The sequence below is a fragment of the Alicyclobacillus sacchari genome, from assembly GCF_004366795.1.
GTDB classification, from domain to species: Bacteria; Bacillota; Bacilli; order Alicyclobacillales; family Alicyclobacillaceae; genus Alicyclobacillus; species Alicyclobacillus sacchari.
This window is the reverse complement of sequence record NZ_SORF01000024.1, coordinates 1-13,376: the sequence shown is the minus strand read 5'-3', so window position 1 is coordinate 13,376 and position 13,376 is coordinate 1. Positions and strand designations below refer to the sequence as shown.

At 47.6% G+C, this 13,376-nt stretch carries 10 protein-coding genes and 2 pseudogenes; 7 read left to right on the top strand and 5 right to left on the bottom strand.

The features are described from left to right. Positions 1–93: 93 nt before the first annotated feature. Positions 94–1,176 (top strand): annotated as a pseudogene (locus C7445_RS13580) (IS256 family transposase); the annotation flags it as partial. A 163-nt stretch (positions 1,177–1,339) separates the two neighbouring features. Here the strand turns inward: C7445_RS13580 and C7445_RS13575 are convergent. The 4 genes from C7445_RS13575 to C7445_RS13560 all read right to left on the bottom strand — a co-directional run bounded on the left by C7445_RS13575 (position 1,340) and on the right by C7445_RS13560 (position 4,760). Next, positions 1,340–1,630, bottom strand: a complete 291-nt coding sequence (locus C7445_RS13575; RefSeq protein ID WP_134161164.1) for a hypothetical protein — start codon at positions 1,628–1,630, stop codon at positions 1,340–1,342. 5 nt (positions 1,631–1,635) lie between these two features. After that, positions 1,636–2,124: an aminotransferase class IV gene (locus C7445_RS13570; protein WP_134161162.1), complete on the bottom strand. Its 489-nt coding sequence runs from the start codon at positions 2,122–2,124 to the stop codon at positions 1,636–1,638. Positions 2,125–2,427: 303 nt separating this feature from the next. After that, on the bottom strand, positions 2,428–3,120 hold the full coding sequence (locus C7445_RS13565) for a response regulator (protein ID WP_134161160.1): 693 nt from the start codon (positions 3,118–3,120) through the stop codon (positions 2,428–2,430). A gap of 14 nt (positions 3,121–3,134) precedes the next feature. Next, positions 3,135–4,760, bottom strand: coding sequence for an ATP-binding protein (locus C7445_RS13560; RefSeq protein ID WP_134161158.1), 1,626 nt, complete (start codon positions 4,758–4,760; stop codon positions 3,135–3,137). A 293-nt stretch (positions 4,761–5,053) separates the two neighbouring features. On the opposite strand from C7445_RS13560, the gene kdpF reads away from it, so the two are divergent. From kdpF to C7445_RS13535, 6 genes and pseudogenes are all read left to right on the top strand, one after another. Then, a complete protein-coding gene (gene kdpF / locus C7445_RS15055; protein ID WP_134161156.1) occupies positions 5,054–5,221 on the top strand; it encodes a K(+)-transporting ATPase subunit F in 168 nt (55 codons plus the stop codon). Between the two features lie 22 nt (positions 5,222–5,243). Next, positions 5,244–6,950, top strand: a complete 1,707-nt coding sequence (gene kdpA / locus C7445_RS13550) for a potassium-transporting ATPase subunit KdpA (RefSeq protein WP_134161154.1) — start codon at positions 5,244–5,246, stop codon at positions 6,948–6,950. A gap of 35 nt (positions 6,951–6,985) precedes the next feature. Next, on the top strand, positions 6,986–9,046 hold the full coding sequence (gene kdpB, locus C7445_RS13545) for a potassium-transporting ATPase subunit KdpB (protein ID WP_134161152.1): 2,061 nt from the start codon (positions 6,986–6,988) through the stop codon (positions 9,044–9,046). A 14-nt stretch (positions 9,047–9,060) separates the two neighbouring features. After that, on the top strand, positions 9,061–9,630 hold the full coding sequence (gene kdpC, locus C7445_RS13540) for a potassium-transporting ATPase subunit KdpC (RefSeq protein WP_134161150.1): 570 nt from the start codon (positions 9,061–9,063) through the stop codon (positions 9,628–9,630). A gap of 751 nt (positions 9,631–10,381) precedes the next feature. Continuing rightward, a pseudogene (locus C7445_RS15050) lies at positions 10,382–10,512 on the top strand (IS256 family transposase); the annotation flags it as partial. A 247-nt stretch (positions 10,513–10,759) separates the two neighbouring features. Beyond that, positions 10,760–13,012, top strand: coding sequence for a histidine kinase (locus C7445_RS13535; protein ID WP_243835202.1), 2,253 nt, complete (start codon positions 10,760–10,762; stop codon positions 13,010–13,012). Between the two features lie 124 nt (positions 13,013–13,136). Here the strand turns inward: C7445_RS13535 and C7445_RS14795 are convergent. Next, a partial coding sequence (locus C7445_RS14795) for a hypothetical protein (RefSeq protein WP_208320926.1) occupies positions 13,137–13,376 on the bottom strand: 240 nt, incomplete at its 5' end.

Below are 13,376 nucleotides of genomic sequence, written 5' to 3'. Positions count from 1 at the left end.
GTTCTACCCCACGCGATGACGATGGGGAATTCCTCGTGATTTTTCCGGGGAACCCGAGATGATGATTCCGGGTAATTTCACTCTACGACAAACAATCTGGGCTACGCCAAGCATGACACGAAAAACAAGACGACAGATAACAGTCGCAACGGGCATAGTCGCAAGACTCTTACCTCCGAATACGGTGACGTAGAGATTTCAGTCCCCAGAGACCGCAAGGGTGAATTCGAGCCTGAAATCATTAAAAAGAATCAGACCAACACCGTCGGCATCGAGGAACAGGTCATTGCCTTGTATGCACGGGGTGTCAGCACCAGAGACATTCAGGCCCATCTTCACCAATTGTACGGACTAGACGTATCGCCCACACTCATCTCCAACATCACGGACAAGCTTCCTCCGATGATTAAGGAATGGCAAAGCCGGCCGCTGCAAACCGTGTATGCTGTGGTGTTTCTGGATGCCATTCACTACAAAGTGAAGCAGGAGGGCCAGGTGATAAACAAAGCTGCCTATATGGTTGTGGGCATTGACCTTGAAGGGCAAAAGGACGTGCTTGGCATCTGGATCGGCGAGAACGAGTCTGCGAAGTTTTGGCTGAACGTGCTTAACGAGCTGAAGAGCCGTGGTGTTGAAGATATCCTCATCGCCTGCGTCGACAACCTGAAAGGCTTCAGTGAAGCAATCGCAGCCTGTTATCCCAAGTCCGATATTCAGAAATGCGTCGTTCACCAGATTCGTAATTCGCTCAAGTACGTGTCGTATAAGGACTACAAGCCTATAACAGCGGCACTAAAGCCCATCTACAAAGCCAGCACCGAGGATGCAGCCTTGGCCGAACTGGACAAGTTCGAGGAGATCTGGGGCAGCAAATATCCCCTTGTCGTGCGTTCTTGGCGAAGCAACTGGGATGAACTCGCCACTTTCTTCCGATATCCGATGGAGATGCGCAGGTTGATTTACACAACGAATCTGATTGAAGGCTACCACAGGCAACTTCGTAAGGTGACCAAGGGAAAGAGCATCTTCCCGACGGACGATTCCCTCACTAAGATGCTATTCCTGGCCACGATGGAGGTTACGAAACGCTGGACCATGCGGATTCAGAACTGGGGGCAGATTCTGAGTCAGTTGACGATATACTTTCCGGATCGTATCGAACAGTACGTCCGCTAAGGTCACTCAAAGGAGTTTACACAAAATTATTGACAGACCCCTGGTGGCTGAAGATGATACTCACCGAGACGGAAGTAGCGGCACAACCCAAGTCTCCGACGTATAATAAATACTCCCTGTGCTCCCTATGCACACGCGGTTTCGAATTTCTCGCTCAAGATCCCTACTTTTGTGTCGAATAAATGATATCCACTTCAGTTTGTTTTGTTTTCGCTTCAGCAATAATCCACTCACCGAGTGTTCGATTTAAGATCAACTGTCCAGTCACGTCTCCAGCTAAAACGCCATCTCCTATGGCCAAAGCACTTTCTGAGTCAATATTCGCAAATTTAGGGACAAGCATCTGTATCAAATCGTTCTCTGTAAGGTCCCACAATAATTCGGATGGAGTAACTCGCCCTTCAGCCAACTGGCGCAGGCTACCGGCGAACCCTTTACTTTTTACAACTGGCATAGCCCTCACCATCCGTAACGCCAGTCGATTGTTACTCCGAAGCGCGGGTCAGCAGTCCGTCTGCGATAACGTGCAATGAGTTCGAGTGTTGTGGGCCCTGGCTCACCGTTTCCTATAGGCAAATTATTTACCTTCACCACAGGTACAATTTCTGCGTGTGTACCGGTGAGAAACACCTCGTCAGCATGGATTAACTCGTATGGGGTTATATCTCGTTCTTGTACAGCCATGCCAAGCTCACGAGCAATTTCAATTACATTCTTGCGTGTGATTCCATGGAGGATGCCATTGCTTACTTGTGGAGTAGCCAAGACTCCAGAACTCACAAGAAAAACGTTACAGATTGGCGACTCCGAAACGAACCCACGTGTATCCAAGAAGATCGCATCGTCCGCGCGGTACTGAATTGCCTCCCATTTTGCCTGGATACTATTTAGATAGTTGAGAGATTTAATTTCATGGGAGTAAACCGATTTCCATAGTTTGTTCGCCAGTTTTGTTTATGGCTTCCTGCAACTGCTTCTCCAACTCCTGCTCCCGGGTAGAAGGACCTGACCGAAGCCCTGCTCGTCCACCAGTCAGAAATGCATCACGCCACTTGTCATACAGACTTTGGGCCACACCATGCTGTCGTCAAACTTCGTTGACATCCGCCGGGGGAAGCATCCCTTTCAACCCGATGTTCATTTTCTCGACCACAGTCCACTTACGTCCTGGCATGCGTCAAACGCCTCACTGCGTCTATTCTACCTCACATCATCTGTCTGGGTTGACTCTGGGGCCAGTATAACATCACTTTAAGATTCACTCGAAATGACAAGTCTATACCCAACCCCAGGTTCTGTGATAATGAGGCTTGGCTGTGCGGGGTTATCTTCGATTTTCTTTCTTAGATATCCGATGTATACGCGTAAATAGTGCCCCGCGGTTTCGTAATTGTGTTCCTTCCATACTTGTTGAAATAATTGCCGATGTGTCATGACCCGGCCTGCGTTTGCCGCCAGTGTCTTTAGAAGGTCATATTCTGTCGGAGTGAGCCTAACAGGTTTGCCATTTCGCTCAACAATTCTACGAGCTAAATCAATGGTCAATTGTCCCGTTTTCAGTACTGGTTCGTCTTGTTGGTTTGCGATGTGGCGAAGAGCTACACGAATTCGAGCCATCAATTCACTCATCCCAAATGGTTTGGTGACGTAATCATCCGCACCGTGGTCAAGGGCATACACTTTTCCCTCTTCGTCATCACGTACGGTTACTACAATGATCGGAACGGTAGACCATTCACGTATTTGAGATAATGCTTTCGTGCCGTCCATATCGGGTAGTCCCAAGTCCAGAATGATCAAGTCAGGTCTGATCATCCCTGTCTGTATGATTCCATCTTGTCCCGTTGCCGCTTCTATCGTCGTAAACCCGTGAGCCTGCAAGGTTACGCGCAGCAATTTCCGAATTTGTGGCTCATCATCAACGATTAATATTTTTGCACCCATGATAAAGCTGCCCCTTACTCTAAACTCATCGAGTCGTGTGGAAGTTCCGGCATGTCACTGACAGGAAGTCGAATTGTAACAATTGTACCTACACCCTCTGCACTCCTGGCGAAAATTTCGCCACCGTGTGCTTGAATGATACCTTTACAAATGGCTAATCCAAGACCGGTACCAGGAATGCTTTTCCCAGCATTGGTTCGGTAGAATTTGTCGAAGATCTTGTCCACCTCTTCCGGAGCGATACCTATGCCCTGATCTCGAATCCGCATAGTGAGAACTCCATCGTATTCTAAGACATCAAGACGAATTGGGCTGCCATCGGGTGAATATTTTACAGCGTTGCTAAGAAGATTAACCAGTACCTGTTCGATCAGCACATCGTCCACCGCAATTGCTGGTAAATTACTTTGCAAGTTTAGCTCCACCGCTCGATTTTGTAACGAATCCTGTACCTGACTCAGTGCCACACCGATGATATCTGAGATGTCACACCATTTCTTGTTCAAGCGGAGCATGCCGCTTTCGAGACGAACCATTCCTAGGAGGTTTGTGACGAGGCGGTTCATCCTCATTGCGCCCTCCCGAACGGTCAGCAGCAACTCATATTGGTCTGTGGCAGAAAGAACGCCTGCGCCCTCTATCATTCCTGTAACAGAGCCAATGATTGTGGCTAGTGGCGTACGTAATTCGTGTGAAATGGAATCCAATAGGGCAGTACGCAATCGTTCCGACTCTGCGGTTATATGAGCAAGTTTGGCTTCTTCTTCGAAATGAATGCGTGCGACGAATACTGACGCGAGGCCAGCCAAAGCCTGAACTACTCGAATGAGATTGTTTGCATTCCCAATTCCCGATGGTTGTTTGACAGCGATGCACATTACTCCATGGATCTTCGATTCGGTTTTCAAAGGTACGTATAGCAACGAATTATCTCTGTGAGTATTTGTTCCGTAACCCGTCATTTTCCCATGCTCGTACACCCAACGTAATATTCTCGGTTCAATAATATCTGGGTCATCGGATGACTTAATTCCATGCTGTACTTTTACAGTCAGTTGCCCTGCTGTGTCCGGCAGCACAATTGCGGTAGACAAGCCAAAAGTTCTGGAGGCGTGATGGACAATTTCGTGCAGGACGGCATCTAAGTCCCTCGCTGCGGCTACCTGAGTGCTCAAAGTATACATGGCAGACGTAATGGCTTCACGAGCTTTTGCTTCTTCGAAGCGTTGTCGTAACTGAACTGCCAAGCTAGCGGTAAATATGGCAACTGCCAAATATACAGCGAAAGAAATCAAATACCTCGTATCTCCAACTGTAAAAGCGAATATTGGTGGGATAAAGAAAAAATCAAAGGACATCACTCCTATACCGGCGGCATAAACAGATGGCCACAGTCCCCAGCGGACCGCTGTAACCAGCACTGGTAAAAGGTATAAAAGGGCAATGTTAACAGGGGTAAAAATATATTGGGAATGCCAGAAGATTAAAGTTAACCCAAAGACCATAATCGATGCGATCAAGTATGGCAAAAACAAGTTGAGTTTGTTGTCAGGTCCACTTGTATTTGGGTCAGGAAATAAAGGGATGACATGGGAAGTAAGTACACGCCATTTTGGTCTAAAAGATGTTGTTTGCTTCATGCCGCTAACTCCATTCGATTAGAGGAATGTATAATTTATAACTCTGCCAAGGCCCTTGTGTCCTTCATTTTTATGATTTTTTTACACCTAAACGGCATATCTCAACGGCATTTTGACATGAATTCGACCTACAATCATCTCCGTAACCTCTATGAGTCAAAGTCCTTTTAGGCGGCTCAGTGCGAGATCCACCTCAAACGCATAAGAGGACGTTTTTAGGGGGAACAACAAGGGGGCATTACCAGCCCAGGCTGATCGCGGGACTAACGTTGGGGGGAAGCCGCTAGTGGGTCATGTGTGGGGAATTGGTTTATTCGTGGTATCGTTTGGAATTTTCGTCTGGTTGGTCAAATTATTTGATAAAGCCTGAGTGGAGGGTGTGTATGTGGATTCTTCTGGTGATTTCAGGGTTGTTAATGATATACCTCACATACGTGATTTTTAATCCAGAGAAGTTCTAAGTAATCTAGGAGGTGACACGAGTTGACTTGTTCCGGGACAATTGGGATTCTAGCGGTGGTTGCCTTGATTTTGGCACTCGCGATTCCGCTTGGCGGTTACATTTATCGGGTGTTTACAGGGCAAAAAAGTTTTCTTGAGCCAGTTTACGCCCCCATAGAAAGAGTTATTTACAAGCTTGTAGGGATTAATCCTTCCACTGATATGGATTGGAAAGGCTATGTTAAGGTATGGCTTTTGGTACAGTTCGTGATGGCAATATTTGTTTATTTAATATTCACTTTACAAGGTAGATTACCTCTTAATCCCGACGGTATTAAAGGGATGAGTTGGGACCTTGCCTTTAACACAGCTGCCAGCTTCATTACCAACACCAACTGGCAAAGTTATGCTGGGGAACAGTCTATGTCATACTTGGGTCAAATGGTCGCGATCACCTATTTGCAGTTTACTTCAGCTGCTGCAGGAGTTGTGGCTGTAATTGCCTTTATTCGTGGCATCGTGGCGAACAAAGGGAAGACGTTGGGAAACTTCTGGGTTGATTATATAAAAGTGCATACTCGCATCTTGTTGCCGTTGGCATTTATCTTTGCAGTCGCGTTTGTGGGGTTGGGTCTTCCAGAAACCCTGCAAGGTGCCCAGATAGTCCATACCTTGCAGGGCGGTACGCAGACCATCTCGAGAGGTCCTGTTGCATCACTCGAAGCGATTAAGCAACTTGGAACAAACGGGGGCGGATACTTCAATGCGAATTCTGCTCACCCATATGAAGACCCAAGAGCGATAACAACCGTGCTAGAGATTCTGGCAATGGCGCTGATCCCGGCTGCCTTAATAGCGACGTTCGGGAAGTTTATTGGCGATCGCAAACAAGCAGTGGTTTTATACGTGTTCCTCACGGGCTTGCTCCTGCTTGGCGCGTTTACCATCTATGCTTCAGAAACCTCTGGAAATCCGATTCTCCAGCATGTGTTAGGGATTTCTGGACAAAACATGGAAGGCAAAGAAGTGCGTTTTGGCGAATCTTTGAGCAGTATTTTTACTGCAGTTACTACTGCATTTACCACAGGTGCTGTGAACAATATGCATGACAGCCTCACGCCACTTGGCGGTATGGTACCGATTGTATTTATGATGTTTAACTCTGTATTTGGCGGTATTGGCGTCGGCTTGTTAAACATCTTGATGTTCCTGATTATTGCAGTTTTCCTTTCAGGGTTAATGGTTGGTCGTACACCAGAAATCTTCGGGAAGAAGATTGAAGCTCGAGAAATTAAACTTGCGACCGCGGCCATGTTGGTACATCCGTTTGTGATTCTGGTTCCGACCGCAATTGCGATCGTGACAAGAGCGGGAACTTCATCGATCTTGAATCCTGGGCTACATGGTTTTTCGGAAGTCTTATACGCATTCACATCCGGTGCGGCCAATAATGGTTCAGCATTTGCGGGCTTGAACGGCAATACCGTCTTTTACAACGTGGCGATCGGTCTTGTTATGTTGTTTGGCAGATATGTTTCAATAGTCGCCATGTTCGCGATGGCAGGTTCGCTTGTCAGCAAATCTGTTATGCCTAAAACCGTAGGAACACTGAAGACAAACACATATTCTTTCGGCGCGGTGTTTCTTGCAGTCGTCATTATCGTTGGGGCGCTAACGTTCTTCCCAGCAGTTGCAGTTGGTCCAATTGGTGAACAATTGCAGATGCTTGCGGGTCAAGTTACTCAGTAGCGCGTTCATGTGACGATAAGAAAGGAAGATTCCAAGTGGCAAACAGTAAATCTACAGGCTTATCGGGCGCGATTGTCAATCAGGCAATGTTGGACTCGTTTCGAAAGCTTGACCCTCGCAGCATGGTGAAGAGTCCAGTGATGTTTGTGGTTGAGATCGGTTGTGTCATTACCCTCTTGCTAAGTTTTGATCCAAACTTGTTCGGAGGGCACTATGGCGTTGGCAGTGGAGAACGAGCTTTCAACGTTGTAGTGACTGTGATTTTGTTCATCACTGTTCTCTTCGGTAATTTCGCCGAAGCCATTGCCGAAGGCAGAGGTAAGGCACAGGCAGAGTCATTACGGAAGTCGAAGACTGACCTTACGGCCAACCGTAAGCTTCCGGATGGCACTTACGAAAACGTACCAGCTACGACCTTGCGCCGAGGAGACATCATTCGGGTAGTCGCTGGGGAATCAATTCCAGCAGACGGCGAAGTGATCGAGGGACTGGGTAGTGTAGACGAATCCGCAATTACCGGTGAATCGGCACCTGTGATCCGGGGAGCCGGTGGCGATTTCAGTTCCGTCACTGGTGGAACAAAGCTCCTGTCAGATGAACTGGTGGTTCGTGTTACGGCGGACCCCGGAGAATCGTTTTTAGACAAGATGATCGGTTTGGTGGAAGGAGCTAGCCGACAAAAGACGCCTAACGAATTGGCATTATCTGTTCTTTTAGCGGGGCTGACACTAATTTTCTTAATTGTCGTTGACACGCTTGATCCAATTGCACGTTATGTCGGTGGAAACATTGATATCGCGACGCTTATCGCATTGTTGGTTTGTCTTATCCCAACGACAATTGGCGCTCTATTAAGCGCTATTGGAATCGCCGGGATGGATCGCGTTATCCGTTTCAATGTAATAGCCAAATCCGGTAAAGCGGTCGAGGCTGCCGGAGATGTCAATACGTTGATTCTTGATAAGACGGGTACAATCACGATTGGGAATCGCCTAGCCAGCGAGTTCGTCCCAGTGGGATCACATACTGAAAAGTCTCTGATCGAATTAGCGGTATTGTCGTCTCTGTTCGATGAAACCCCAGAAGGTCGTTCGGTGGTCGAGCTTGGCAAAGAGAAAGGTGTTGCCTATATTCGAGAAGAGTTCATTGAAGCGAAGAATGTTGAGTTTAGTGCCGATACTCGGATGAGCGGCTTGGATATGGCTGATGGCACGGTTGTCCGAAAAGGGGCAGTCGACGCCATACGTCAATTCGTACAGCAAAATGGGGGGATAGTTCCGGATGACTTGGAAGAAAAAACAAACAGAATCGCTGGGGAAGGAGGTACTCCACTCGCAGTCGTTAAAGGAAACGATGTCTACGGATTGATTTACCTGAAGGACATTGTCAAACCGGGAATGCGGGAGCGCTTCGAGGAATTACGCAAGATGGGCATCAAAACGGTGATGTGTACTGGAGATAACCCATTAACGGCTGCAACAATCGCGAAAGAGGCCGGTGTAGATGACTTTATAGCTGAAGCAAAGCCGGAAGATAAAATGCGTCTAATTAAAGAAGAACAGGCACAGGGCAAGTTGGTAGCGATGTCTGGGGACGGTACAAACGACGCTCCGGCCTTGGCTCAGGCAGATGTGGGCCTAGCGATGAATACAGGAACGCCCGCGGCCAAGGAAGCTGGGAATATGGTGGACCTTGATTCTGACCCGACAAAGCTGATTGAGGTTGTTTCTATTGGGAAGCAGTTACTAATTACTCGAGGAGCAATTACGACATTTTCGATTGCAAACGATGTTGCGAAGTACTTCGCAATTGTTCCGGCAATGTTCCTGCTATATGTTCCACAGCTTCAGGCCCTAAACGTCATGCATTTGACTAGCTCGCGCAGTGCCATTTTATCTGCGCTCATTTTTAATGCGATTATCATTCCACTGCTGATACCGCTTGCGATGAAGGGCGTCAGATATCGACCGATGAGTGCTACTTCCATGCTAATACGAAACATTCTCATTTATGGTGTGGGTGGAGTCATCGCGCCCTTCGTTGGAATTAAAGCTATTGACTTAGTAATCACGGCCTTAGGATTGGCACACATCTAAGGAGGGATGAAATGATGATAAATCTATGGCGCTCTCTTCGATTTTTAGTTGTCTCTGTCGCATTATTGGGGCTGATTTACCCCTTAATTGTGACCGGAATTGGGCAGCTTCTGTTTCCGTATCAGGCAAATGGCAGTATGGTTAAGTTGAACGGACGCGTTGTAGGATCTATCTTAATTGCCCAAGCAGTCACGAACCCGGGGTTGTTCCATCCACGCCCCTCTGCAGTCAGTTATTCAGCAAACGGTTCGGGGGGGTCTAATTTGGGGCCTACCACCCCCGCTTTGATCAGGGAGGTAAAAAACAATATTCAAGCAGTAGAACAGCAAAATCCTGGTACGCCAGTTTCTTCGATACCTCCAGATATGGTGGAATCATCTGGGTCGGGATTGGACCCGGATATTTCCATTCAGAATGCCATGATACAGGTGCCGAGAATTTCGAAAGCTACAGGTTTGAGTAGGCGGGATCTCATCACACTCATTAACCAGGACAAACGAGGGCGGTTTCTTGGAATATGGGGGGAACCTATGGTGAATGTGATGCAACTTAACTTGGGAATTGAAAAACTTCTTGGGCGATAAGGGTTATAACGCTTTGCAATTGGTTACTCAAGTGGTTGTAACAGGGACGGTTTCTATGACCGCCCCTATGCGGTTTTGACGTCGGACACGCCGGGGAACGTCTTCTCTAATGGTGCCAACCGTCGAATTGTGCACGTTGGCTTTTGAGAATGAACATTACAGTTAAGCTGTGAGGTGGTAAAACAAGTGACTTCGATAGTACACGGCTTACAGTAAGTGAAGAAGTCTTGCTCGAGCTTGCTACTATCAGATTTTACCGCAAGTAAGATGACTCGGCGTATGCGGCGGATTGTTATAGAAGTCCGTTTAATTGTTAGCAATGCGACAGCTTACAGTTTTATGTCGTTTACGATACTGTGGGGATACAGTTAGTGTACGGTTTTTTTCGCGCGAGTCCTCGTTTGTGGCTTTACATGTACTTAGTTGATTATATCCGAAGGTCTGATGGCAAACGGCGTATGAACCCGTCATGTGGCTTAGATCAAGGAGGAGCTTTGCGGGACGAAGTTCTCTAAGTTCAAAGTGTCGGCGCTGTACAAGCGTCTGTATCCCATTGTCGGGGCGTGGAATAATCCCACCAGAATTTCTGCATCAGCACCTGTACATGCGTGTACGGTCATCCTGGATGTTCTCGATATCCAGGGCTCGACTGCACAAAGACAAGTTTGTCGAGGAGTACGCCGAGTGGGCGCCGGAGACCGTGCAGGCACTGAAGGACGGGGGTGGCGATGTTAGGGCCGCAGTTGCTGCTCCTGAAAGTTGTCGCTGGCAATTGCGTACAACTAACGGCGTGGAGTGAACGAAGAAATCGAGGGCCCAGAGCGCGTCATACTCATCTTCCGCAACCGGAAGTCTGTTGTACGACTGATTGGAGCATTGCTAGGGTATTGACGAGGCAGGGACAACGGGCCGCCTCTACCTAATCATAGGTAGTGGTGGAGAGATGAGTGAAAAAGTCTCAGGCGTGACAAGAAGGTGCCGCACATCACCATTATGAACGGATTGTGAACGTGCTATTAAACTCTTAAAAAGGATTTTACATAGTATTTTGGACTTGCTCACAGAACGCGCGTTTTGATCATAACTTATGTAGCAAACGGGTCGCTTTTAGAAGGTGGGGAGCTCGACATTGAAATCAAGTTCTGGAGAAGTTTTTGGAACAGCACCTGGGCAATTGAAGATATTTATCGGAGCGGCGCCTGGTGTGGGAAAGACCTACACAATGCTGCGCGAGGCCGTTTCCTTAAAGGAACGTGGAATTGACGTTGTGATCGGTTATGTCGATGTTCATGACCGACCAGAAACAGCCGCGCAAATTGATGGGTTAGAGATTCTTCCTAGAAAGATGATTCGATTCCAGCATCGCATTTTTGAAGAAGTCAATCTGGAAACCATTATCGAGCGGGCACCAGCCGTGGTCGTCATCGACGAGTTGGCGCATAGCAACGCGCCTGGCTCTATGTTTCCCAAGCGATATATGGACGTGGAATATTTACTAGATCACGGGATTTCAGTCCTGACGACTGTTAATGTGCAGCATATCGAAGGAATCCACGAGGAGGCTGAGGAAATCACTGGGATAGCGGTGCGTGAACGCATTCCTGAGTCGCTGATCAAAAGGGCTGACGAAGTCTCCGTCATCGACGTGACACCAGAGACGTTACGTCAACGTATGCGGGACGGAAGCATCTACCCTTTAGACATGGTTGATCAAGCGCTGCAAAACTTTTTTCGGAAGTCTAATCTCTCCGGACTTAGGGAATTGGCTTTGCGTGTGGTGGCGGAGGACGTCGATGAACGCTTGGAGCGATCTTATTCAAGGCGTAGGATTCCCGGGCCTGTCGGCGCTAAGGAGGTTATCATGGTTTGTGTCAGTCACTATCCACGTGCAGCCAAGTTGATTCAACGTGGTCATCGTATGGCAAGACGGATGAAGGCCGATTTGTATGTGTTGACGATTTGCAACACCACCGAGGATTTGCTGTCGGATAAAGAGAAGATGAATTTAGAAAAACTGAAAGAACTGGCTGACGAGTATGAAGCTGAATGGATCGTGGAGCCGCGGAGCGACAGGAAGATTGGCGGCATTATCTCCGACGTGGCACAACGGTTAAACGTTACACAGATCGTGATTGGACAACCAGTCTCAAGTCGGACATGGGAGCTATGGAAGGACAATCCCATTCGGTATTTGTTGAGAAATCTTCGTTACACGGACCTTCGGATTGTTGGCTGGCAAGACCCTCCAGGATCTATGTTTAGACTTAAAAGATCGACCAGTGGGTTTTATGACAGTGGTGCAAACCATAGGATCAAAGGGAGACTGACTATTTATGTCGGTGCAGCACCAGGAGTCGGAAAGACCTACAAAATGCTTCAGGATGCACATGACTGGAGAAAACGGGGGTGGGATGTTGTTATCGGCCTAATTGAAACGCACGGGCGTATAGAAACAGCGGAGCAGATCGGGGACTTGGAGGTCATTCCGAAACGACGGATTGAAGTCGAGGGACGTAGCTATGAGGAGATGGACGTTGATGCCATTGTCCGCCGTAAACCATCAATCGTTCTCATTGACGAACTTGCCCATACCAACGTACCAGGGAGTGTCCGCGAGAAACGGTATCAGGACATACAGTACATTCTTGAGCAAGGCATCAATGTGGTGACAGCGGTCAATGTTCAGCATCTGGAAAGTTTACATGACAAGGTCGAACACATAACAGGCGTCAAGGTGAGGGAACGTGTTCCGGACTGGTTTATGAAATTGGCTCGCGAGATTAAGCTGATCGATGTTACACCTGAAACCCTTCAACAGCGCCTGATGGAGGGAAAGATATATTCGCGGGACAAAATCGAGAGTGCGTTGGAAAACTTTTTCCAAAATGCGAATTTGGCTGCACTACGTGAATTGGCTCTATTAGAGGTAGCTGACGATGTCGATCAGCGAATATACAAGGCGAGTAAAGAAAGAACTACTACAGAGTTTGAGCGTATTCTTGTTTGCGTCAACCATCGTCCACATTCTGAGAAGCTGATTCGGCGCGGTTGGCGCATAGCCGACCGTTTGAACGCAGAACTCTGGGTGCTTGTGGTATTGTCCCATGAAGGGATGAGTCCACAAGATGAGCGCGATTTATTAAAGATTCAACGGCTTAGTGAACAGTTTGACGCGCATTTCATCACCAAAACTTCCGCCGACCACAAAGTAGGTGCGACGATTGTGGAGACGGCGCAGGAGCTTCAAGTGACCGAATTAGTTGCTGGACAACCGTTGGCACCCAAAGGACTTATTGCACGAATGAAGATGAACCCACTTGACTATGTTCTGAAAAATGCTGAGTTCGTTGATTTACATATTGTGGCCTACGAGAGAGACTAAAACGAACGTTAGTTATAACTTACACTGTATAAAGCGACGTCTAACATTGTAATGGTCGGATACGCTGAAAAACTGCTCATGCCCGTTGGCGTGCAGGCTATCATGAATTTGGTTATGGCTTTTTTCATTTGCGAGGAATCTCGCACAATGGAGTTGAATCCAGTTGAGTCCAGTACGCTGTGTAAAAAGGGATGGCGCATGTGAGGTATAAAAGATGAGCCATCTCCGTCCTCTCTGGTAGAATGTAGGATTGAGAGAAACCACTCACTAGGAGGGAACGAATATGGCTCAATATCAGATTAACGTGGATGATGAATTTTTGAAAGGTCTGTTTTTGCAGGATGGTGGTGTGGCGAAGCTCGTC